Here is a 22,370-nt window from a genome sequence, read left to right as displayed (position 1 = left end):
GCTCACGCTCCACGGGAACATATCACTCTCCGTAATCGTTGCCGGAGTATGAGGAGGAGGCGAGGCGGCAAGGCAGGCGGCAAGGCAAGGCGTCCACGGCGCACCCGTGACGCCCAGCCAGCCCGTGAAAGCAGCAGGACATCCGCGGCCGAGCAAGCCCCCGTCGAGGCACGCGCACCTTTCGGGGCGCGCGGGCAGCAGCGGACGACAGCGAACAGGGTGCAAGCATCGGCCACAGTTCAGCGGCGAAGGGGGCCGTCATGTTGCGGCGCAGGAGCGTTCTTCCGCCAACCACCGTGCACCACCCCGTCTTCGCCCGGTTCTACGCGCGCTGCTGCGGGCCCGCTGCCGACCAGCGGCTGGGCTTTGCGGCGCTGCGGGACGAGCTGCTGACGGGGGCCGCCGGACGGGTCATCGAGGTCGGGGCGGGCAGCGGGCTGAACTTCGCGCACTACCCGGGGACGGTCTCGGAGGTGGTGGCGATCGAGCCGGAGGCCACGTTGCGGGCGGCGGCCCGGACGGCCGCGGCGCAGGCCGAGGTCCCGGTGGATCTGGTGCCGGGGACGGCGGAGGCGCTGCCGGTCAAGAGCGAGGCGTTCGATGTCGCGGTGGCGTCGCTGGTGCTGTGCTCCGTACGGGATGTGCGACGGGCACTGGCGGAGCTGCGGCGGGTGCTGCGGCCCGGAGCGGAATTGCGGTTCCTCGAGCACGGTCGGGCGCAGGGGCGGGGGCTGGCGGCGGTGCAGTGGTCGTTGGACCGTACGGTGTGGCCCCTGCTGATGGGCGGCTGTCACACCTGGCGGGATCCGCTCGGGGAGATCCGGGCGGCCGGGTTCGACGTGGTGCGCGTACGGCGGTTGAAGGTGCCGGAGCGGGGACCGGCGCTGCCGTCGTCCCCCGTGGTGCTGGGGACGGCCCGGCGGCCGATCGCTTGAGGCCGTTGCGTCTTGAGGCCGTTGCGTTGGGGGCGGGGCGTATACGGAGACGGGGCATCAACAGAGGCCGGGCACGTCACGTAGCCGGGCGCGGGCAGAGGCCGGGCGATCACGTAGCCGGGCGCGGGCAGAGGCCGGGCGTTTTCGGAGGCCGGCGTTTGGCGGAGGCCGGGCGCTCATGCCGTTCGTGTGCCGTTCATGCCGTCCAGGTGCGCAGGGCGTCGGCGATGGCGCGGACGTCCGCCGTGCCTTCCTTGACGAGGCGGGCGAGTTCGCGGACCTGCTCGGGTGAGGTGGCGATCTTCAGGCCGCTGGCGACGAGATAGCCGTAGGCGACGGCGGTCGCGAACATCGCGTTCGAGCGCTCCAGCGCCGGTACCTGGAGGAGGAGTTGGAGCAGGGCGGCGGCGCGGTCCTGGGGGTCGGTGTAGACGGGGACGCCGAATATCTCCGCCTCGTGGCGGCTGACGGCGGCCACCAGGGCGCCCCAGTCGGTGACTTCGGGGTCTCCGGGGGTGTGGTGTTCGGCGATCAGGAGCAGCCAGGCGAGGTCGATGCGCAGGGTGATGTCGGCTCCCGGTGGTGTCTCGTGGGACTCGTGGGGCTCGTGGGATTCGTGGTGGTACGGGTACGACAGACGGCTCCGGCGGGTCAGGCGGAGGCGGCCGGTTCGTGGGTCACGTGCTCAGTATCCCAACCACCGCCGAGGCGGAACCTGCGGGGATGAACCCTGCGGGGTGAGCAGGGCGGGGTGAGCGGGGCGGGGGTGGTGTGCCCGCCCGGTGTCGCGGGCGGGTCGGTGTGACGCGCAGCCGTTCGGCGTCGGGCGCGGAGGGCCGGAGCCCGTCGGTGCACTCGCCCATCCAGCAAGCCGCAGTGGCCGGCTGAGCCCCGCCGCACTCCCAGCCGTGGTCGTAGTCGTCCGGAAGTAGCCATTGGGGCGACCGTTCCCCGGCACGCGATGCAGCCGATGCGGCCCGCGCAGTCCTTGAACTCAGCCATCAGGCGTGAATTCTGTCGAACCGATCGCCTTCGAACCGATCGCCTTCGGACCGATCGCCTTCGGACCGATCGCCTTCGGACCGATCGCGTTGGCGATCACCTCATCGGGATCGTTGAGGCGAGTGTTCAGGTGGCCGGCCGACCTTCGCGGTCGGATTGCGCCGCGCGGCCCGTGCCCCCGCCGGGCTCGAGGCCGAATTCCTCGGTGAAGACCCGTTCGTACTGCTTCATGAAGTCGGCGGCGGCCTCGACGAAGGTCTGGCCGACCTCTCCGACGTCCCGGAGGACGAGTTCCTCGATGTAGCGGTTCATGCTCACTCCCCGCTGCAGGGCGCGCTCCCGCGCCGCGTCGGCGGTGGCCTCGTCCACTCGGACGTTCAATTGTGTCTTCGCCACGGTTTCAAGCTAGCGCGGAGGTGCTAGCACCGGCAAGCGTCCGCCTCCGGGCCCCTGTGTCCGGGCCGCCGCAGTCGGGGCCATCGGCATCCGGCCCACGGGCGGCGTCCGGGCGCTCGCCGTCCCCCGCCGAAGCCGGTCCTCCCCCACGCACCGGTCCCCCCACGCACCGGTCCCCCCTGCCACCGGTCACCCCCTGCCGGTCGGTCGTCCGCAGTCCCCGGCCAGCGGAGGCCGTGGGCCCGGACGGGAACGGGCGAAGCGGCCGTGGCGCCATGGGCGAAGCGGCTGCGGCGTTCGAACGTTCATGGTTTTCTGGCCGTGACCGATCGCGGCGGCCCTGCCGTCCGCACGCTCCCAAGGGGGTCTCATGCCACGCCCGTTCCGCTTCGGTATCAATATGTTGGCGCTCGAGGGCGGAAGTTCCTGGCGCCGGAAGTCCCGGCATGCCGAGGAGCTGGGCTATGACGTCCTGTTGGTCCCGGACCATCTGGGTGCGCCGGCGCCGTTTCCTGCGTTGATCGCCGCGGCGGAGGCGACCGAGCGCCCGCGGGTGGGGACCTTCGTACTGAACGTGGGTTTCTGGAACCCGACGCTGCTGGCGCGCGAAGTGGCCAGCGCGGATGTGCTCACCGATGGCCGGCTGGAGCTCGGGCTGGGGACGGGATACGTCCGTGCCGAGCACGACAAGGCCGGGCTGCCCTGGGGCTCACCCGGTCAGCGGGTGGCCCATCTCAGCCGCACCATCGAGGAGTTGGAGCGGCTGCTCGGCGATCCCGAGCAGGTGCCGCGGCCCGCGCAGCGGCCCCGTCCGCCGCTGCTGATCGGCGGCAACGGCCCCCGGATGCTGCGGCTGACGGCCCGGCATGCCGAGATCGCGGCGTTCACCGGTGGCCGGCAGTCGCCCGGCAAGCCCGAGGGCGTCCTGGAGCTGCTGCCTGCCGAGGAGCTGGCGGCCTCGGTGGCCCGGTACCAGGAGTACGCCGCCGAGCGCCCGGAGCCCGCCGAGCTGAACATCCTCGTACAGCAGGTGCTGCCCACCGACGACCGGCGGGCCGTCGCCCGGGAGATCGCCGCGCGCGGCATCGGGCTGGACGAGGACCAGGTGCTGGAGGCGCCGACCTTGCTGATCGGCACGTCCGCGCAGATGGCCGAGCAGCTGCGGGAGCGGCGGGAGCGCTTCGGCTTCTCGTACATCACCGTGCTGGACCCGTTCCTGGAGGCGTTCGCTCCGGTGATGGAGGAGTTGAAGGGCACCTGAGGGACGCGGCGGCGGGCAGTCTGCCGCGACCGTGTCGGGGACGTTCCGGGAGACGGGAACTGTTCGACGCCACCGGCCTCGGCGGGTGGTGGGTCACCGGCTCGGCGCCGAAGCCGGCGGAAGCCGGAGCCGATATGCCCCGGGTGTCCACGAGTGACACGGCGCGCTCGTCGCCGACGAGCGCGGCCACGTCGCACGTCTCCCGCAAGCGGCACTTTCCGTGGCATCACCCGGTGGTCGGGCGCATCCACGTCTTCAGGCGGTGGGTTCGTGCGGGGTGGAGTGGGTGGCTCCGAAGCGGCGGTCGCGGCGTGTGTAGGCATCGATGGCCCGCCACAGGTGGGTGCGGTCGAAGTCGGGCCAGAGGGTGTCCAGGAAGACGAATTCGGCGTAGGCGGACTGCCAGGGAAGGAAGTTGGAGGTTCGTTGTTCGCCTCCGGTGCGGATGAGGAGATCGACGTCCGGCAGGTCGGGCTGGTGCAGGTGGCGGGCGAGGTGCCGGGAGGTGATGTGCTCGGCGTCGATCTCGCCCCGTGCGACCTGTCGGGCGAGGGCGCGGGCGGCGTGGGTGAGTTCGCTGCGTCCGCCGTAGTTGAAGCAGACGTTCAGCGTCAGTCCGGTGCGGTCGTGGGTGGCGTCGACGGTTCGGGTGACGCCGGCCACCAGGTCTGCGGGGAGGCCGTCGGGGGATCCGGACCAGACCAGTCGGACGTCGCGTTGCCAGATCTCCTCGGTGTTGATGTCGGTGCCGTCCCGGACGATGGCGAGGATGGCGTCGATCTCGGCGGCGGGGCGCGTCCAGTTCTCGGTGGAGAGGGCGTACACGCTCAGGCAGGGCAGGCCGATCTCCAGGGCGCCATAGACGGTGTCGCGTAGCGCCCGCTGGCCGGAGTGGTGGCCGGCGGTGCGTGACTGGCCCCGGCGGGTGGCCCATCGACCGTTGCCGTCCATGATGACCGCGACGTGGCGGGGAAGCTGGTGGGCGGGTAGCGAGGGCGGGTGGGCTCCGCTGGGGTGTGCTGCGGGAGGCAGGAGGGCCTGTTCGGGGTCCGGGGTGCGGTCGGCGGGGGCCGGCCGTGGTGCGGGAAGGGTGAGGAGGGCGGCGGCCTTGTCGGGGGTGGGGCGTCGCCAGGCCCGGGCGACGCGTAGGCGGCCGAGGAGCAGTGTGCAGTGGAAGCGGACGGGGGTGGATGTACGGCGGTGGCTGAGGAGCCTGTGGGGGTTGCGTTCGATGCGGCGCAGTTCGAGCCGTTGCAGGTCGGTGGCGGTCCGCATGGCCGCTGCCGTGGGCGGGTGGCGGACACCGAGTTGCGCGGTCTGGACGGTCCACTGGCGGGCTTGGCGGGTGAGGGCGTGGATCATGGCGGTGAACTGGCTGCCGGGCCGGTGCTGCCTGAGGTCTTCGAGCGTCACCCCGTACGCGTCGAGCACGCTCTGCGGGAGTTTGACGGATCCGTCCGCGGCGTCCTGGCGCAGGTCCCGCAGGGTGTCGATGAGGTTGAAGACGTCGGTCCACCGGATGAGTGCCTCGGCGTCGTGCGGGGTGAGGGCGGGGCCGGGGTCGGTGAGCAGGTGCAGCATGTGGGTGGGGCTGAACGGGAAGGCCAGGGTGTGCCAGTAGGCGTGCCAGTCGTCCCACGTGGCGAGGTGGGTGTCGCCGGTGGCGTCCTGGTGGTAGACGGCCGCCGCTGCGGACAGGCCGTCGGTGGGCAGGTCCCACCGCCACACCGCGTCGACGAGGGCCGTTCGCACCGGGTCGTTGCTGCGGCCCAGCCGCAGTTCGGCCTCCAGCGCCTCGGTGTACGCGCGCACGCGTGCGGCGCGGTCCTGCCTGTTGCTCTGCGGGGTGTCGGAGAGGTCGTCGAGGGTGCGGCCGTAGCCGTAGATCGCCCAGACGAGGGGACGGAGCCGGGCGGGGAAGAGCTGGGTGATCGCGGTCTCCAGGCGGCCTGCTCGCCGTACCAGGCGGCGGCAGGTCTCGTAGCTGGAGACCACCGCGGGGTCGGTGATCCCGGCCCGGCGGTAGACGAGGGAGCGCACCGGGTGCCGTAGGCGGATCGGGGTGCGGCGGGCTGTCCGTTCGGCGTTGTGTGGGCGCCGTGTCGCTGCGCGGGCGCCGGCTCGTCGGCCGGTGCGGAGGGCGAAGACGGCCAGTCCGGCGAGCGCGAGGCCGGCTGCCCAGCACAGGCCGAGAAGGAGATGTCGCCAGGGAACGAGGTCCGTGTCCGCGGCGGCCACGGCGGACTGCATCGCGCCGTAGGCCGGCAGCCAGCGCAGTACCGGGCTGTCCGCGGAGGGGTTGGCGACCGGGTTCTGGAGGGTCAGGTCGATGAGGCTGACCATGATGACGACGAACATCCCGGCCAGTTCGCTGCGCAGCAAGGCGGCGAGGAGGATGCCTCCGCCGCCGTAGGTCAGCGCGCCCACGGTGAGCGCGGCGGCCATGACGTCGAGCCGCTCGGGCCGCCAGAAGAGGCATACTCCGGCCGTGGCGTATCCGGCGGCGAGTGTCGCGGTGAGCAGCAGTACGGCGTTCTTGGCCAGCAGCAGGCAGGTTCGCGGGTATCCGGCGGTGACCAGGCGGTGGTCGAATTCCGCGGCGCGGCGGGTGGCGAGGAACATCATGAATCCGACGATGAGGGTGATCGAGTGCAGGGCGCCGGAGAGCTGGGTGAGGGTGTTGGCGTCCAGGCTCAGCAGCCGGTCGGCCGCGCGCAGGTGGAACCGGACGGGGGCGTCGGGCAGGACCTGGTAGGCCAGCGTCAGCCACAGCGGTACGAAGAAGATCACCAGCACCAGGGCGAGGCGGTTGCGTGCCTGTTCGAGTACGGCGTGGTGCACGGCCGTGCGCAGGCTCCGCCACCACCGCTTCATCCGGCGCCCTCCATGGCGCCGGCGGCCGGTGCCGGGCGCAGCAGTCCGGCGTTCAGCTGGTACTCGGCGTCCAGTCGTTCGCGGTCGTATGCGAGGTGGGAGACGAGCACCACGGTGCGGCCGGCGTCGCGCAGCGCGGTGGCGATCTCCCAGAACTGCAGATAGGTCTCCCAGTCGAAGCCTTGGTAGGGCTCGTCCAGCAGCAGTACATCCGGCTGGTGCATGAGCGCCAGGGCCAGGTTGAGTTTCTGTTGTGTGCCCCCGCTGAGCGTGTGCAGGCGGCTTGTGCGGTTCTCGGTGAACCGCAGTTGTTCCAGCAGTTCCCATGCGTGCCGGCAGTCGGCGATCCCGTAGGCGGCCTGGAAGAACCGTACGTGTTCCGCGACGGTCAGTGCGGGGTGCAGTACGGGGGTCTGCGGGCAGTAGCCCATCACGGCGCGGCAGGCGAACGTGCCGCTGTCGGGGGCGAGTTGTCCTACGAGGATGCGCAGCAGGGTGCTCTTTCCGGCGCCGTTCTCCCCGACGATGCCGATCAGGCGGCCGGCCGGTACATCGAGGTCGACGCCCCGCAGCACGGGCCGCCGGCCGTATCCCTTGTGGATGTCCCGCAGCCAGAGAACGCTGTTGCCGGGTGTGGGGGAAGCGGGTGAGGTCAGCAGGTCGCACCTCCCCGGACGCGGGAGTGGTGGAGCGGGGCCGGCCCTCGACCGCAGGGCCCACCAGGTCCTGCTCGTGCGCGTCGGCGCCGTGAGCAGAAGGTGGTGGGGTGCTGAGGGTGCGTCCCCTCGAAGGGACCGGTCGCGCCGGTCCGTTCCATTGCAGCAAGGGGTAGCGGGGCTTGTCAGCGGCGCGTGGAGGTGCGCTGTGCCGGGGCGGCGCGTTCGGGGTGGGTTGTGTGCTGCGAAACTGCCCGAAAGGCGGGTTTCGGGCCGGGGTGGGGCCGGGGCTGCTGTCGCCCGCGGGGTGCGCCGTGTGGCCGGGCGCGGCCTGCCTACTGTCCCCCGTTGATGACTGCCCGCTTCACCGCGCCGCCTTCGACGTGCCATTTTTTGAGGATCGTTGTGTACTCGCCGCTGGCGATGAGGCGGTCGAGGGCTTCCCGTAGGGCGTCGCGCAGGGCCGTGTCGGTCTTGGCGACTGCGATGCCGTAGGGAAGGGGGTCGAGTTGTTCGCCGGTGAGTTGGAGGGCGCCGCCGCCTGTGTGGGTGGCCGCGGTGTGGGCCGCGACCGGGAAGTCGTCGAGGCAGGCCGCCGAGCGGTTCTTGGCGACGTCGTCGTAGATCTGGGCCGATGAGTCGAATGGCCGGAGCTTCACCTTCGCGGGGAGCTGCCGGTTGAGCTTGTCGAGGAAGTCGTGGGCGAGGGTGCCGCGCTGGACGGCGACGGTTCTGCCGGACAGGTCCTGGGGCTTCTCGATGCCCGCCGGGTTGCCCTTGCGGACGACGAGGGCGAGTCCGGCACTGAGGTAGTCGATCAGGTCGACGCCGTCGCCGGTGCGCGTGCCGTCCGACGTGCGCCCTTCCTGACGGTTCTTGTTGTCGATCATCGCGGACATGACCAGGTCGAAGCGGCCCGAGTTCAGGCCGGGGAGGAGGGCGTCGAAGGCGGCGTTCTCGAAGGTGAAGCGCACGCCCAGCGCGCGGCCCAGGGCGTTCGCGAGGTCGACGTCGACGCCGGTGGTCCTGCCGCTCGTGGCGAACTCCATGGGTGGGTAGCTGAGGTCGGAGCCGACGGTGACGGTGCCCTTGTCGCGGATGTCCTTCGGCAACCGGTCGGACGGTGTTCCCGGGGCCGATGGGTTTCCGCCGGGCTGGGCGCCGCCGGAGGGCTTCTTGGTGCCGCCGGGCTTGTCTCCGGTGTGCGCGGCGCCGCTGCCGCGGTCCCCGCCGTCGGGCCACAGTGTCCAGGCCAGTGCCCCGCCGCCGGCGACGGCACCGGCGGCGGACAGCGCGGCGAGCACGCGGCGTCGGCTCGGGCCCGGTGACGTGGGCCGCCCAGGGGGGTTGTGTGGCTGGGGCGGGGTGATGTCGTGCGGCCCGGCCGGCGGGGCGGGGTGGTGGTGGCCCTGCGGCGGGGCGGCGGGAGCCGTGCCGTACGGGCCCTGGGGCGGGGTGGCGGGCGGCGGGGGTGCCGGGAGGTCGGCCATGGTGCCGGTCGGCAGTCGGTCGAAGGCGACGGCGGCGGGCGCTTGGGCCGGGGGCCGTGGCGTGAACGTGTCCTGCGCTCTGGGGTCGCCGAGCTGTGCGGAGAGGCGGCGCAGCTCTTCGGCGACGGGTCCCGGCAGCCAGTTGCCGTACGGGCCCGGTGCGCCGACCCGCTCCATGAGGGCGGGCAGAGCGGGCCGCCGTTCCGGGTTTTTCGCCAGGCAGGCGGCCGCCAACTCCCGTAGGGGTTGCGGGAGTTCGTCGAGGCGGGGCTCTTCGTGCACGGTGCGGTACATGAGGATCTGCGGTTCGGCGTTCCCGTACGGGCCGCCGCCCGTGGCCGCGAACACGATCACCCCGCCGAGCGCGAAGACGTCCGCCGCGCCGGTGACGTCGGGGCCCGTCATGACGAGTTGTTCGGGCGCCATGAAGCCCGGGGTGCCGAGGGCGGTGCCGGTCATCGTCAGGGCGGTGTCCGCGGCGGAGTGCGCAATGCCGAAGTCGATGACGCGGGGGCCGCCGGCGGTGAGCAGGATGTTGGACGGTTTGAGGTCGCGGTGCACGAGGCCGTGCGCGTGCACCGCCGTCAGGGCGTGCAGCAGGCCGGCGGTCAGCAGCCGCACCGCGTGCTCGGGCAGTGGCCCGCAGTCCTGCACGGCGGCGGTCAGCGAGATGCCCGGCACATAGTCGGTCGCCATCCAGGGCATGTCGTCGTGCGGCGCGGCGTCGACCACGGGCGCCACGAACGGGCCGCCCACCTGTTGGGCGGCGGCCACCTCACGGGCGAAGCGGGTGCGGAAGTGCCGGTCGTCGGCGAGTTCGGAGCGGGCGGTCTTCACGGCCACCGTCCGGCCGTTCGCCGCGCGGCCGAGATAGACCCGTCCCATGCCGCCGCCGCCGAGCAGCCCGATGATCCGGAACGGACCGATCTGCTGCGGATCGTCCTTCGCCAGCGGTCGCACTCATACCCCCACCCGTGCCGAACAGTTGTGTGCGGCAGTATCCCGCACGGGCCGGGGCGTATGGCGGGGTGATGCGGTGGCGTGGCCGGGAATCCGACCGGCGGGCGCGGGACGGTGGGCGCGCCGAACCGGCTCGTTGCCCGGTTCGGAAACCGTTGGCCGAACGGGTCGGCGCTCTGCTTGGCTCGTCCCATGAGCGATCTCCATATCCGCTGCGCCACCCTCTCGGACATCGACACCGTGTTGCGGTTCTGGCGCGAAGCTGCGGAAGGTACGAGCATCAGCGACGACCACGACGGGGTGGCCCGGCTCGTCACAAGGGATCCCGAAGCCTTGCTCCTCGCAGAGCGCGACGGCCGTCTCGCCGGGACGGTGATAGCGGGCTTCGACGGGTGGCGGTGCTCGGCCTACCGGCTGGCCGTGCATCCGGACTGCCGTCGGCAGGGCATCGCCTCCGCCCTGATGGAGGCGGCGGAGCAACGTTTCGACGCCCTGGGTGGTCGGCGGGTCGACGCGATGGTCCTGGAGGTCAATGAGCGCGCGCATCACACCTGGGCCGCGGCCGGCTACCACCGCGAGGACCAGTGGCGACGCTGGGTCAAGTCACTGTGAGCGCGGGCGGGATTTCTGGACGTGGGCCGGGGTGCGCTCCCGGGCCGCGGTGGAGTGGCCGGGGCGGGTGCCTCGTCGGCTGATCCGGACCGGGCGACGGACCCGTCGCTGTGGAGGGGCGGGCTCTCACCACCCCCACCACTTTGCCGATCCTTTACCATGGGGGACTTCCCGTTCCTCAGTGAAACCCGTTCCTCAGTGAAACCCGTTCTCCAGTGAAAGGTGTGTGAGCGTCCAGTCATGGACGAGCCTCCCAGTTGCCGAGCCACCGTCCGGGCGCCCTCCCGACAGAGGGCGAACCTCCCGAACCTGTTCGATCATGGGACGGAGGTGACCCGATGACCGACCTGCTCCTGCTGGGCGTGGCGTTCCTCCTGACCCTCGCCTGTGGCGTCTTCGTCGCGGCCGAGTTCTCGCTGACGACCGTCGAGCGCAGCGATCTCGAACGCGCCGCCGAGCGCGGCGAGCGCGGTGCGGACAGCGCCCTCAGGGCCGTCCGCAGCCTCACCTTCCAGCTCTCCGGTGCGCAGCTCGGCATCACCGTGACCGGTCTGGTCATCGGCATGCTGTCCAAACCGGCCATCGCCACCTTGCTGGCCGGACCGCTCGCCGCGATCGGCCTGCCGCCCTCCGCCACGGAATCGGTGGCCCTGGTCCTCGGCACGGCGATCTCCACGGTCGTCCTGATGGTCGTGGGCGAGCTGGTCCCGAAGAATTGGGCCATCTCCAGCCCCCTGGCCATCGCCAAGAACGTCGCCACCGCCCAGCGCGGCTTCAGCGCCGCCTTCAAACCGTTCATCCGGCATCTCAACAACACCGCCAACCGCATGGTCCGCCGGATGGGTCTGGAGCCCGCCGAGGAGCTGGCCTCCGCCCGCGGCCCGCAGGAGCTGGTGGCGCTGGCCCGGCACTCCGCCAAGGAGGGCGCGCTGGAGCCGGACACCGCCGAGCTGTTCGTCCGTACCCTCAATCTCGCCGATCTGACCGCGGAGAACGTGATGACGCCGCGGGTGCAGGTGGTGGCCCTGGAGGTGCAGTCCACGGCCGAGGACGTCGCCAATGCGACCCGGGCGACGGGGCTGTCCCGCTTCCCCGTCTACCGCGGCACCCTGGACGACGTCGTCGGTGTCGCGCACATCAAGGACGTACTGACGGTTCCGGCCGAGCGCCGTCCCCGTCACCCCGTTTCCGACCTGCTGCGCGAGCCGCTGCTGGTTCCGGAGACCCTCACCGTGGACCGGCTGCTGGACCGGCTGTCCGGCAGGCGCACCATGGCCGTGGTCATCGACGAGTACGGCGGCACGGCCGGTGTCGCGACGCTGGAGGACATCGTCGAGGAGGTGGTCGGCGAGGTCCGCGACGAGCACGACCCGCTGGAGACCCCCGACCTCGCCCCCGCCGGTTCCGACGCGGACGGCCGCGGCCTCCATCAGGCCGACGGCGCCGCCCGCACCGACCAGCTGGAGCGGATCGGTCTGCGGGTGCCGGATGGTCCGTACGAGACGCTGGCCGGCCTGATCGCCACCGAGCTGGGCCGGATCCCGGTGCGCGGCGACACCCTGGAGGTGGCCGGCTGGACGATGGATGTGCTGGACGCGGCCGGGCACCGCGCCGCGCGGGTGCTGCTGCACGCCCCGCTGCCGGGCGACGCCGACGAGCCGGAGACGGGGGCCGGCCGATGACCGCGCTCCAGCTCTTCGTGGGCCTGCTGACGCTGGTCGTCAACGCGTTCTTCGTGGGCGCCGAGTTCGCCCTGATCTCGGTGCGCCGCAGCCAGATCGAACCGCACGCCGAGCGCGGTGACCGCCGCGCCGCCAGCGTGCTGTGGGGCCTGCAGCATGTCTCGGCGATGCTGGCCGCCGCCCAGCTGGGCATCACGCTGTGCACCCTGGTGCTGGGCGCGGTCGCCGAGCCCGCCATCGCCCATCTCCTGGAGCCGGTGTTCCATGCCGTGGGCATCCCGCACGGCCTGATCCACCCGATCTCGTTCGTGATCGCGCTGTCCCTGGCCACGTATCTGCACATGCTTTTCGGCGAAATGGTGCCGAAGAACGTCGCGCTGGCCGAGCCGGTGCGCAGCGCGCTGATGCTGGGCCCGCCGCTGGTCGCGCTGACCCGTGCACTGCGTCCGGTGATCTTCTCGATCAATGCCCTCGCCAATGCGCTGCTCAGGCTGCTGCGGGTGGAGACGAGGGACGAGGTGGCCGCGACGTTCTCGGACGATCAGCTCGCGAAGATGGTGGAGGACTCGCGGGCCGCCGGCCTGCTGGACGCGCGGGCGCAGGAGCGGCTGCGGGACGCGCTGGAGCTGGGCCGACGCCCGGTCCGGGACGTGGTGCTGCCCGCCGAGCGGGTCGTCGCGGCGCGCATGGGGGTCACCCCCGAGGACCTGGAGCGGCTGGCCGCCCGGTCCGGTTTCTCGCGCTTCCCGGTCGTCGACGACAACAGCCGCATCCTCGGCTATCTGCACGTCAAGGACGCGTTGGACGCCGCGCCGCGCGATCTGCCGTTCCCGGTCGGCGCGCTGCGTCCGATCGCCCGGGTCAAGGCGGCGACGCCGCTGGACGACGTGCTGTCGGCGATGCGTGGATCCCGTACGCATCTGGCGGCGACGATCGGCGACGACGGGACGCTGGCCGGGTTGGTGACCATGGAGGACGTCCTACGGGAGCTGGTGCTGCAGCAGCCGCCCGCGGCCTGATTCCGGCCCCCGCAACACCCTTGCCTAACCGATCGGTTAGATTGCTGACCGATCGGTTAGTGCGCTTGCGGGCGTGCGCCGGTCGCCATATCCGTATGCGTCCAGGGGGCGAGAACATGGACCGCACAACATGCTGCATCGTGGGCGGTGGACCGGCCGGAATGATGCTGGGGCTGCTGCTGGCCAGGGCCGGCGTGAAAGTGACCGTTCTGGAGAAGCACGGCGACTTCCTGCGCGACTTCCGCGGGGACACCGTTCATCCGTCGACGCTGCGCCTGCTGGACGAACTGGGCCTGGGCGAGGCGTTCGCGCGGCTGCCGTTCCCCAAGCTGGAGGAGATGCGGGCGCAGATCGGCGGCACGACCGTCGTGATGACCGATATGCGGCGGATCCCGGGCCGGCACAAGTACTTCGCGATGGTCCCGCAGTGGGACTTCCTCGACCTGCTCGCGGGCGCGGCCGCCGTCGAGCCGTCCTTCACCCTGCGGATGCGCACCGAGGTCACCGGGCTGCGCACCGAAGGGGGGCGGGTGACGGGGGTGCGGTACGTCGACGAGCACGGCGCCCCGGGTGAGCTCGCCGCGGATCTGACGGTGGCCTGCGACGGCCGGGACTCGGTGGTGCGCGGCGCGGCCGGGCTGCGGCAGGACCTGACCGAGGTGCCGATGGACGTGTGGCAGATACGTGTGGACGGTCCCTCCGATGCCCGCAAGGACGGCCGGGTCTTTGCGCGGTTCGGCGGCGGGCAGGCGGCGGTCACCATGGACCGGGGCACGTACTACCAGACCGCGTATCTGATCGAAAAGGGCCGGGACGCGGAGCTGCGCGCCGACGGCATCCAGCGGCTGCGCGACCGGCTCGGCGTGCTGTTCGACTGGGACGACAAGGTCACCGGCGGGATCGAGTGGGACGACGTGAAGCTGCTGGAGGTGACGTTCGGGCGGCTGCGGCGCTGGTACCGGCACGGTCTGCTGTGCATCGGGGACGCGGCGCACACCATGTCGCCGGTCGGCGGGGTGGGCGTCAATCTCGCGTTGCAGGACGCGGTGGCGGCGGCCCGGATCCTGGCGGGGCCGCTGCACCGCGGCACGGTGACCGTCGCCGACCTGGCGCGCGTACAGAAGCGGCGGCATCTGCCGATGGCCGTGACGCAGAAGGCGCAGCAGGCCGAGCACGGGATGATCCGGGCCGCCCTGGACGGCACGCTCGACGAGAAGCGGCTGCCGGTGCCGATGCGGCTGCTGCGGCGGGTGCCGGCGCTGCGGACCGTCTCCGGCGCGCTGGGCGGGTTCGGCATCCGTCCCGAGCGCACCCCTTCGTTCGCCCGGGTCAGTCCCGGCGTTCGATCGCGTTGAGGGTGAAGGTCTCCAGCTCGGCGGTCGCGGCGTCCAGGTCGAGTTCGGGGTGGACGAGCCAGTGCGCGATCACCCCGTCGATCGCCCCGCCGATCGCCAGGGCCATCGTCCGGCAGTCGAACTGCCGCAGCACGCCCGCCTCCTGACCTTCCGTCAGGAGCGCGGCGAGGGCCTGCCAGCGGCCTTGGGTGTCGTGCGAGCCCGGGGTCTTGAGCTTGGTGCCGCCGTCGTCGTCGAGCAGCATCTCGGTGATCACGCGGACGTGCCGCCGGTTGGCCTGCTGGTAGCCGATCATCGCCCGTACGTAGGCGATGATCGCCTCCCGGGGGCCGGCCGCGCGCGCGAGGCGCTCCGTGACGTACGCGCGGAACTGCTCCATGACCTGGTCGAGCGCGGCGCGGGTGAGGTTGTCCTTGGAGGCGAAGTGGTAGAGCACCGCTGCCTTGGAGAGCCCGGCCCGTTCGGCGATCGCCGACAGCGAGGTCGAGGGGTAGCCCCGGGTGGAGATCAGGTCGATGGTGCACTCGATGAGCTGCTGCCGGCGGGCCCGCTCGGTGAAGGTGGGGGCTTCGGGGCTGTCGCCTGCGCGGGGAGTCATGCGCGTTCACCTGTACCTTTCCTCGCCGTCCGGGCGACATCCGACCGTACACCGCGGCGGCCGCCGGTACACCGCGGGATAGGATCACCGCGCCATGAAGATGAATGCCCACTACACCAGTTTCGTCGCGGTCGGCGACAGCTTCACCGAGGGAATGTCCGACGGCCTGCCCGACGGCTCCTACCGCGGCTGGGCCGATCTGCTCGCCGCCCGCCTCGCGGCCGTCCCCCAGCCCTCGGCCGGGGGTACCCCCACCTCGCTCCTCCCCCAGCCTCCGGCCGGGGGTACCCCCACCTCGCTGCTCCCCCAGCCTTCGGCCGGGGGTACCCCCACCTCGCTTCGCTCGCCCGGCTTCCGCTATGCCAATCTCGCGGTGCGCGGCAAGCTCATCGGCCAGATCGTCGACGAACAGTGCGGCCCCGCGGCCGCGATGGGCGCGGATCTGGTGACGCTGGTGGGCGGGCTGAACGACGTGCTGCGGCCCAAGTGCGACGTGGACCGGGTGTGTGCGCAGCTGTCCGATGCCGCCGGGCAGCTGGCGAAGGGCGGCGGGCAGCTGGTGCTGATGCGCAGCCCGGGGCGCGAGGGGCCGGTGATGGAGCGGTTCCGGCCGCGGATGGAGCAGCTCTTCGCGCACCTCGACGCGGTGGCGGCGCGGCACGGCGCGGTGGTCGTGGACCTGTACGCGTCCCGGGCGCTGGCCGACCCCCGGATGTGGGCGGACGACCGGCTGCATCTGAACGCCGAGGGGCACCGGCGGGTGGCGGAGGCCGTCTGGCAGGCGCTCGGGCTGCCCGCCGCGTCGGACTGGGACGCGCCGCTGCCGGCCGCGGTGCCGCCGGGCTGGGGCGCGCGGCGGACCGCGGACCTGCGGTTCGCGCGGGAGCATCTGGTGCCGTGGATAGGCCGTCGGCTCACCGGCCGGTCCTCGGGCGACGGGCGGCCGGCCAAGCGGCCCGAACTGCTGCCGTACGAGGGCTGACTCCGCCTCCCGCACCCCGACCGGCGGCTTGGAGGAAAGCACGACCGGGGCCGGGGCTCTGGCCTGCGCGAATCGCCAGTAGACTCTGACCACGTGACTGCTGTGTCTGCGAAGCCTCGCATCCCCAATGTTCTGGCCGGCCGCTATGCCTCCACGGAGCTGGCCGTGCTCTGGTCCCCCGAGTACAAGGTGAAGCTGGAGCGGAAGCTGTGGCTTGCCGTGCTGCGTGCACAGAAGGACCTGGGGGTGGAGGTCCCCGAGCAGGCGCTCGCCGATTACGAGCGAGTCCTGGAGAACGTCGACCTGGCCTCCATCGCCGAGCGCGAGAAGGTCACCCGGCACGACGTCAAGGCCCGGATCGAGGAGTTCAACGCCCTCGCCGGTCATGAGCAGATCCACAAGGGCATGACCTCCCGCGACCTGACGGAGAACGTCGAGCAGCTGCAGGTGCGGCTGTCGCTGGAGCTGATGCGCGACCGCGCGGTCGCCGTCCTGGCGCGCCTGGGCTCGCTGGCCGCCCAGAACGCCGAGCTGGTGATGGCGGGCCGCTCGCACAACGTCGCCGCGCAGGCCACGACCCTGGGCAAGCGTTTCGCGACCGCGGCGGACGAGCTGCTGGTGGCGTACGCCCGGCTGGAGGACCTGCTCTCGCGTTACCCGCTGCGCGGCATCAAGGGCCCCGTCGGCACCGCCCAGGACATGCTGGACCTGCTGGGCGGCGACACCGCCAAGCTCGCCGATCTGGAGCAGCGGATCGCCGGGCACCTCGGCTTCGGGCAGGCCTTCACCTCCGTCGGCCAGGTCTACCCGCGCTCGCTGGACTACGACGTGGTCACCGCGCTGGTGCAGCTGGCCGCCGCGCCGTCGTCGATCGCCAAGACCATCCGGCTGATGGCCGGGCACGAGCTGGTGACCGAGGGCTTCAAGCCCGGCCAGGTCGGCTCGTCCGCGATGCCGCACAAGATGAACACCCGCTCCTGCGAGCGCGTCAACGGCCTGATGGTGATCCTGCGCGGCTACGCCTCGATGGCCGGCGAGCTCTCCGGCGACCAGTGGAACGAGGGCGACGTCTCCTGCTCCGTGGTCCGCCGGGTCGCCCTCCCCGATTCCTTCTTCGCGCTGGACGGGCTGCTGGAGACGTTCCTGACCGTGCTGGACGAGTTCGGCGCCTTCCCCGCCGTCGTCGCCCGCGAGCTGGACCGCTACCTGCCCTTCCTCGCCACGACGAAGGTGCTGATGGGTGCCGTACGGGCCGGGGTGGGCCGCGAGGAGGCGCACGAGGCGATCAAGGAGAACGCCGTCGCGTCGGCGCTGGCGATGCGCGAGCAGGGCGCGGAGCGCAACGAGCTCCTCGACAAGCTGGCCGCGGACGCCCGGATCCCGCTGGACAAGGCGCAGTTGGACGCCCTGATGGCGGACAAGCTCTCCTTCACGGGCGCCGCGGCCGACCAGGTGGCGTCCGTCGTCGCCCGGATCGAGGCGATTGCCAAGCAGCACCCCGAGGCCGCGGCGTACACCCCGGGCTCGATCCTCTGACGCTGGGCCGCTGACGTGCCTTTCACCCCCGAAGAGCTGCAGGCCGCTCGCGATCGCCTCGTCCCCGACGTGGCCGCGGGCGGTCTGCGGGTCCTTTTCTGCGGCATCAATCCCGGGCTGATGACGGCCGCGACCGGCCATCACTTCGCCCGCCCCGGCAACCGCTTCTGGCCCGTCCTGCATGCGTCCGGTTTCACCCCCCGGTTGTTGCGGCCGGACGAGCAGGAGGAACTGCTCGCGCACGGCCTGGGCATCACCAATGTCGTGGCTCGGCCGACCGCCAAGGCGGACGAGCTGAGCGCCGAGGAGTACCGCGAGGGCGGGCGGCTGCTGGCCGAGAAGGTGGCGCTGCTGCGGCCGCGCTGGCTGGCGGTCGCGGGCGTCACGGCCTATCGCGTCGCCTTCGGCGACAAGCACGCCGCCATCGGCCCGCAGGACCGCACCCTCGGCACCACCCGCATCTGGGCGCTGCCCAACCCCAGCGGCCTCAATGCCCACTGGACGCTGGCGACCATGGCGGAGGAGTACGGGCGGCTGCGCGCCGCGGCCTTCGACGCCGGCTGACCGCTGACGGCTGACGGCCTACGTCGGGTCCGGGAAGCCCCCGGCCGCGCCCTCCTGGGCTATCGCCGCCAGCAGCTGGCACGGTTGCTCCGGTCCGCCCTGCCCCGCGCCGACCGCCACCCAGCGGCCCGCTGCCCGCCAGGTGTGCAGCCGGGGCACCAGGCCGCACAGGATGTCCAGCGGCGGCCGGACGGGCAGGCCCATCGCCACCCGCTCCAGAGGCCCGGCGAGATCGAGGACGCCGGGCTCCCCCCACCGTAAGGACAGCACCGCGGTCAGGCCCGTCAGTGCGGCCGCGCAGTCCTCGCGCATCTCCTGGGCGTCCGCCGGGTCCGCGTCCCACAGCGGGGCGCTCGCCCACAGCCGCACCACATGGAACCCGGGCCCGCTCTCCCCGCGCGCGGACCGCTCCCGCCGGGCCGGGAAGGCGCGGCCGCGCAATGCGTCGATCACCGCCAGCTGCTCACCAGTCGTCATACCGTCAGTAAACCGCCAGGGTCTGACAATTGGCCGTCCGCCGGCCTCCCAGGGCGGCCGGCCCCTGGTGTTCACCGTCCCTTCCCCTCCCGCGCCCGGCGTCGGTCGGGTCTCGCCGCACACCCGCTGACCGGCTACGATCCGCCAGACACGCGACACGAGGGAGAGTGACGGTGGGGCGGCTCACGGGTGGGGATCCCTCCCTGCTGCGACGGATCAACTCCGCGGTGGTGCTGCACGCCCTGCGCGCCGCGGACTCCCCCACGCTCACCCATCTCGTGCAGGTGACGGGCCTGTCCCGGCCGACGGTCGAGGGCGTGGTCGAGGGGCTCATCGAGGCCGGGCTGGTGGCCGAGGCGGCAGCCGAGGAGGGCGGGGCCCGTCGGCAGGGGCGGCCGGCCCGCCGGTTCCGGTTCCGTACGGAGGCGGGCCATCTGCTGGGTATCGAGATCGGTCCGCACCGCATCGCGGCCCAGCTCTCCGACCTGGGCGGGCGGCTGCTGGACTCGGCGCAGCGCCCGGTGGCGGAGACCGCGCCGGCTGACGAGCGGCTGGAGCAGGTCCGTGGCGTGGTGGCCGAGCTGCTGCGCCGGGCGGGCGTGTCGCGCAGTTCGCTGCGGGCGGTCGGTGTGGGCAGCCCGGGCATCGTGGAAGCGGACGGCACGGTGCGGCTGGGGACGGCGCTGCCCGGCTGGACCGGCCTCCCCCTGGGCGAGCGGCTGCGGCGCTCCTTCCGCTGCCCGGTGCTGGTCGAGAACGACGCGAACGCCGCCGCGGTGGCCGAGCACTGGAAGGGCGCGGCGGCCGCGTCCGGCGATGTGGTGTTCGTGCTGGCGGGGCTGAGTCCGGGGGCCGGTTCGCTGATCGGGGGGCGGCTGCACCGGGGGTTCGGCGGGGCGGCCGGGGAGATCGGCGCGCTGCATCTGCTGGGGCGGGAGGCGACGCCGGAGACGCTGCTGTCGACGACCGGGGAGCCGCTGCATCCGCTGGACGAGGCGCAGGTCGCCGCGGTCTTCGCGCTGGCGCGGGAGGGCGATGTCCGGGCGCGGGAGGCGGTGGAGCGGTTCATCCGGCGGCTGGTGCACGATGTGGCGGCGCTGGTGCTGGCGCTGGACCCGGAGTTGGTGGTGATCGGCGGCTGGGCGGCGGGTCAGGCCGGTGTACTGGAGCCGTTGCGTGCGGAGTTGGCGCGCTACTGCCTGCGGCCGCCGCAGGTCGCCCTGTCGGAGCTGGGCGAGGCCGCGGTCGCCACGGGGGCGCTGCGGCTGGCGCTCGACCACGTGGAGGGCGAACTTTTCGCGGTGGAGGGTACGGTGACGGGCCGCCGGTAGCACACGGGGCCCGCGCCGGAGTGCGGCACGGGCCCGTGGCGGCACGTTGGATCAGCCCGCGAGGAGCGCCACCGCGTCGCTCTCGCCGAAGGTCAGGCGGCAGGTGTCGGCGCGGTACGTCGAGACCGCCACGGCGGTGGTGCGGCCCCCGGAGACGTAGCGGGTGGTGACGACGAGCACCGGCGCGCCGGGCAGTCGGTCCAGCTGTTTGGCGTCCTCCGCGCGGGCGGAGCCCAGCTCGACGGTGCGGTCCTGGCCCTCCAGCTCCCTCTCCCGCAGGGCGTTCAGGACGGCGCGGGCGCGGGCCGGGGCGCTGTGGGAGCCCGTCGCGGAGCAGCCGGGGACGACGGCCGACGCTACGTACAGCAGCTCGGCGGCGACCGGCTGGCCATGGGTGACTCGGCTGCGGCGGACGATGTGCACCCGGTCGCCGGGGGCCGTCTCCAGGAGGCGGGCGACGGCGGCGGGCACCGTCGTGGTCTCGGTGGCGTCCAGCGCCTGCCAGTCGTCGCCGGGGGCGCCGGGCCAGGTGTGCCGGGCGGGGTCGACGGCGATGCCGACGCGGGGCGGCGCGACGGTGGTGCCCACGCCGCGGCGGCGCTGCAGTCTGCCTTCCAGTTCGAGCTGTTCGAGCGCCTGCCGGAGCGTGGCGCGAGCGACGCCGAACCGCGCCGCCAGCTCACGCTCGTTGGGCAGAATCTCGCCGACCGCGAACTCCGAGTCCAGCGCCTCGCTGAGCACGGTCTTGAGGTGCCAGTATTTCGGCTCCGGAGCCGTTTCGAGCTGCGTGGTCCCCACCCTGTCCTCCGCACTGGCCGTTGCCCCGCGGGGCCCCATGGACCGGATCCGTCCACGGGACCGCATCCAGCCGGTCTTCGTGGGCGCGCCCGATTATGAGCGTTTCTTTATTAAAGGTTGTTGCAGTATCCCGACGATATGGCCGGCCCAAACCTTGGTCAAGACCAATCCGCGACCGGTTTCGGCGTGGCGTCCGCACGGCGGACGCGCCCGCCGCCCCCGCCGTACCGCTCGTTACCCTGCAGTCATGCTCACCCTGCTGCACACCTCTCCCGTCCATGTCCCGGTCTTCGATGCCCTGCGCGACGAGGAGGCCCCCGGCCTTGCGCTGCGGCACCTCGTACGGCCCGAACTCCTGGAGCGGGCGCGGGAGCAGGGGCCGGACGCGGTGGCGGAGGAGGTCGCGGCGGCGCTCTCCGGGGCGGCGCGGGCGGGGGCGCGGGCGGCGCTGTGCACCTGCTCGACGATCGGCTCGGTGGCCGAGGCGGCCGGTGCCGCGCTGGGCCTGCCCGTACTGCGGGTGGACCGGCCGATGGCCGCGGCGGCGGTCGCCGCGGGCCCGCGGATCGTGGTGCTCGCCGCGCTGGAGAGCACGCTCGGCCCGACGCGGGACCTGATCGCCGAGGAGGCGGAGCGGGCCGGACGCGAGGTGCGGGTGCGCACGGTGCTCGTACCGGGCGCCTGGGAGCGGTTCGAGGCGGGCGATACGGAGGGCTATCTGGAGGCGGTGGCCGCCGCGGCGCGGGAGGTGCCGGCCGCCGATGCGATCGTGCTGGCGCAGGCGTCGATGGCGCCCGCGGCCGGCCGTCTCACCGGCGGCGTGCCCGTGCTGTCGAGCCCGCGGCCCGGCCTGCGGGCCGCCGCTCAACTCGCCGCGAGCGACGCCAGCTTGTCGGGGTTGCGGACGATGTAGACCGTCCGGATCCGGCCGTCCTCGACATCGAGCTGGAGGACGGTGTCCGGCGTGCCGTCGCAGCGTCCGAGCAGCGCGATGCCGCCGTTGAGTTCGAGGAGGGTGAACTCCGTACCGGGAGCCGCGTTCTTGGCGACGCCGAGCATGAACCGGGCGATCTTGTCGGCGGACTCGATGATCCGCAGCGGGGCCTTGCTCTTGCCGCCGCTGTCCCCGACCAGCCGCGCGTCCGCCGCCAGCAGCTTCAGCAGGCCGTCCAGGTCGTCGCCGGCCGCGGCCGCGATGAACCGCTCCGTCAGATCGCGCTGCCGGTCCGGATCGACCTGGAAGCGCGGCCTGCCCTCGTCCACGTGCCGGCGGGCCCGCCCGGCCAGTTGGCGTACCGCCGCCTCGCTGCGGTCGAGGGTCTCGGCGATCTCCGCGTACGGATAGCCGAAGGCCTCGCGCAGCACGAACACGGCGCGCTCCAGAGGGGAGAGCGACTCCATGACGACGAGGACGGCGAGCGTCACGGACTCGGTGAACACCGCCCGCTCCGCGGTGTCGGGTGCGGTGCCGCCGAAGTCCGTGGCGAGGGGTTCGGGGAGCCAGGGCCCGACGTAGGACTCGCGGCGGGACTGCACCTGGCGGAGGCGGTCGATGGCCAGCCGGGTGGTGATGCGCACCAGATAGGCACGCGGTTCACGTACCTCGCTGCGGTCGGCGGACGACCAGCGCAGCCATGCGTCCTGGACGACGTCCTCGGCGTCGGCCACCCGGCCGAGCATGCGGTAGGCCACACCGTGCAGCACGGGGCGGTGCTCTTCGAAGACATCGGTGACATCGGTCGCGGGATCAATCGGCACCCTGCCATCCCAGCGGGCCGCCGCCGCGTTGTCCAGCGGAAACGGCAGGCCGCGGGCGGTGCCGGGCGTGGTGTGCGGCACACT

Annotated in this window: 20 protein-coding genes; 11 read left to right on the top strand and 9 right to left on the bottom strand. The window is 72.6% G+C overall.

All coding sequences use genetic code 11. From position 1 onward, the window contains the following. The first annotated feature begins 260 nt into the window (after positions 1-260). Positions 261-935, top strand: a complete 675-nt coding sequence (locus tag ACIGWZ_RS02545) for a class I SAM-dependent methyltransferase (protein WP_400059990.1) — start codon at positions 261-263, stop codon at positions 933-935. Between the two features lie 196 nt (positions 936-1,131). Here the strand turns inward: ACIGWZ_RS02545 and ACIGWZ_RS02540 are convergent, their stop codons facing one another. After that, on the bottom strand, positions 1,132-1,503 hold the full coding sequence (locus ACIGWZ_RS02540; protein ID WP_400060784.1) for a fic family toxin-antitoxin system, toxin component: 372 nt from the start codon (positions 1,501-1,503) through the stop codon (positions 1,132-1,134). 560 nt (positions 1,504-2,063) lie between these two features. After that, the gene (locus tag ACIGWZ_RS02535; protein WP_400059988.1) at positions 2,064-2,333 is read right to left on the bottom strand and encodes a hypothetical protein; all 270 of its coding nucleotides are present in this window, start codon (positions 2,331-2,333) and stop codon (positions 2,064-2,066) included. Between the two features lie 370 nt (positions 2,334-2,703). Here ACIGWZ_RS02535 and ACIGWZ_RS02530 point away from each other — a divergent pair, with 370 nt between their 5' ends. Next, positions 2,704-3,594 (top strand): LLM class F420-dependent oxidoreductase, encoded by an 891-nt coding sequence (locus ACIGWZ_RS02530; protein WP_400059987.1) that lies wholly within the window; start codon positions 2,704-2,706, stop codon positions 3,592-3,594. 255 nt (positions 3,595-3,849) lie between these two features. Here ACIGWZ_RS02530 and uppS read toward each other — a convergent pair whose 3' ends face one another. The 3 genes from uppS to ACIGWZ_RS02515 form a co-directional block, all read right to left on the bottom strand. Then, positions 3,850-6,468 carry a polyprenyl diphosphate synthase gene (gene uppS / locus ACIGWZ_RS02525; RefSeq protein WP_400059984.1) on the bottom strand — a complete coding sequence of 873 codons (2,619 nt, stop codon included), beginning with the start codon at positions 6,466-6,468 and terminating at the stop codon, positions 3,850-3,852. After that, positions 6,465-7,043, bottom strand: a complete 579-nt coding sequence (locus ACIGWZ_RS02520) for an ABC transporter ATP-binding protein (protein ID WP_400059983.1) — start codon at positions 7,041-7,043, stop codon at positions 6,465-6,467. Before ACIGWZ_RS02520 ends, uppS begins: the two co-directional genes overlap by 4 nt. 416 nt (positions 7,044-7,459) lie before the next feature. Continuing rightward, the gene (locus tag ACIGWZ_RS02515) at positions 7,460-9,574 is read right to left on the bottom strand and encodes a transporter substrate-binding domain-containing protein (RefSeq protein ID WP_400059981.1); all 2,115 of its coding nucleotides are present in this window, start codon (positions 9,572-9,574) and stop codon (positions 7,460-7,462) included. A 192-nt stretch (positions 9,575-9,766) separates the two neighbouring features. Between ACIGWZ_RS02515 and ACIGWZ_RS02510 the strand changes: the two genes are divergently transcribed. The 4 genes from ACIGWZ_RS02510 (at position 9,767) to ACIGWZ_RS02495 (ending at position 14,242) form a co-directional block, all read left to right on the top strand. Next, positions 9,767-10,186: a GNAT family N-acetyltransferase gene (locus ACIGWZ_RS02510; protein ID WP_400059979.1), complete on the top strand. Its 420-nt coding sequence runs from the start codon at positions 9,767-9,769 to the stop codon at positions 10,184-10,186. A gap of 338 nt (positions 10,187-10,524) precedes the next feature. Beyond that, the gene (locus tag ACIGWZ_RS02505) at positions 10,525-11,868 is read left to right on the top strand and encodes a hemolysin family protein (RefSeq protein ID WP_400059977.1); all 1,344 of its coding nucleotides are present in this window, start codon (positions 10,525-10,527) and stop codon (positions 11,866-11,868) included. After that, complete coding sequence (locus ACIGWZ_RS02500; RefSeq protein WP_400059975.1) at positions 11,865-12,887, top strand: hemolysin family protein; 1,023 nt, start codon at positions 11,865-11,867, stop codon at positions 12,885-12,887. The genes ACIGWZ_RS02505 and ACIGWZ_RS02500 overlap by 4 nt, the downstream gene beginning before the upstream one ends. 116 nt (positions 12,888-13,003) lie before the next feature. Next, complete coding sequence (locus tag ACIGWZ_RS02495) at positions 13,004-14,242, top strand: FAD-dependent oxidoreductase (protein ID WP_400059973.1); 1,239 nt, start codon at positions 13,004-13,006, stop codon at positions 14,240-14,242. On the opposite strand, the gene ACIGWZ_RS02490 is transcribed toward ACIGWZ_RS02495, so the two are convergent. Then, a complete protein-coding gene (locus ACIGWZ_RS02490) occupies positions 14,217-14,840 on the bottom strand; it encodes a TetR/AcrR family transcriptional regulator (RefSeq protein ID WP_400059971.1) in 624 nt (207 codons plus the stop codon). The genes ACIGWZ_RS02495 and ACIGWZ_RS02490 overlap by 26 nt on opposite strands. A 94-nt stretch (positions 14,841-14,934) precedes the next feature. Between ACIGWZ_RS02490 and ACIGWZ_RS02485 the strand changes: the two genes are divergently transcribed. The 3 genes from ACIGWZ_RS02485 to mug all read left to right on the top strand — a co-directional run bounded on the left by ACIGWZ_RS02485 (position 14,935) and on the right by mug (position 17,922). Continuing rightward, positions 14,935-15,822: an SGNH/GDSL hydrolase family protein gene (locus ACIGWZ_RS02485; RefSeq protein WP_400059969.1), complete on the top strand. Its 888-nt coding sequence runs from the start codon at positions 14,935-14,937 to the stop codon at positions 15,820-15,822. A 102-nt stretch (positions 15,823-15,924) separates the two neighbouring features. Then, positions 15,925-17,358 (top strand): adenylosuccinate lyase, encoded by a 1,434-nt coding sequence (gene purB, locus ACIGWZ_RS02480; RefSeq protein ID WP_400060782.1) that lies wholly within the window; start codon positions 15,925-15,927, stop codon positions 17,356-17,358. A gap of 15 nt (positions 17,359-17,373) precedes the next feature. Beyond that, complete coding sequence (mug, locus tag ACIGWZ_RS02475; RefSeq protein WP_400059967.1) at positions 17,374-17,922, top strand: G/U mismatch-specific DNA glycosylase; 549 nt, start codon at positions 17,374-17,376, stop codon at positions 17,920-17,922. Between the two features lie 18 nt (positions 17,923-17,940). On the opposite strand, the gene ACIGWZ_RS02470 is transcribed toward mug, so the two are convergent. Next, positions 17,941-18,399 (bottom strand): hypothetical protein, encoded by a 459-nt coding sequence (locus ACIGWZ_RS02470; RefSeq protein WP_400059965.1) that lies wholly within the window; start codon positions 18,397-18,399, stop codon positions 17,941-17,943. 173 nt (positions 18,400-18,572) lie between these two features. Here ACIGWZ_RS02470 and ACIGWZ_RS02465 point away from each other — a divergent pair, with 173 nt between their 5' ends. After that, positions 18,573-19,730 (top strand): ROK family protein, encoded by a 1,158-nt coding sequence (locus tag ACIGWZ_RS02465; RefSeq protein WP_400059964.1) that lies wholly within the window; start codon positions 18,573-18,575, stop codon positions 19,728-19,730. Between the two features lie 51 nt (positions 19,731-19,781). Here ACIGWZ_RS02465 and ACIGWZ_RS02460 read toward each other — a convergent pair whose 3' ends face one another. Beyond that, positions 19,782-20,528: a GntR family transcriptional regulator gene (locus tag ACIGWZ_RS02460; RefSeq protein ID WP_400059962.1), complete on the bottom strand. Its 747-nt coding sequence runs from the start codon at positions 20,526-20,528 to the stop codon at positions 19,782-19,784. A 247-nt stretch (positions 20,529-20,775) separates the two neighbouring features. On the opposite strand from ACIGWZ_RS02460, the gene ACIGWZ_RS02455 reads away from it, so the two are divergent. Next, complete coding sequence (locus ACIGWZ_RS02455) at positions 20,776-21,441, top strand: aspartate/glutamate racemase family protein (protein WP_400059960.1); 666 nt, start codon at positions 20,776-20,778, stop codon at positions 21,439-21,441. Here ACIGWZ_RS02455 and ACIGWZ_RS02450 read toward each other — a convergent pair. Further along, entirely contained in the window at positions 21,393-22,286 is an 894-nt protein-coding gene (locus ACIGWZ_RS02450; RefSeq protein WP_400060780.1) for an RNA polymerase sigma-70 factor, read from the bottom strand. The two genes, ACIGWZ_RS02455 and ACIGWZ_RS02450, sit on opposite strands and share 49 nt — an antisense overlap. Positions 22,287-22,370 lie beyond the last annotated feature (84 nt).

Origin of the sequence: Streptomyces sp. NPDC053427, from assembly GCF_044544985.1 — a bacterium.
Lineage (GTDB): Bacteria > Actinomycetota > Actinomycetes > Streptomycetales > Streptomycetaceae > Streptomyces.
This window is presented reverse-complemented; position numbering and strand designations above follow the sequence as displayed.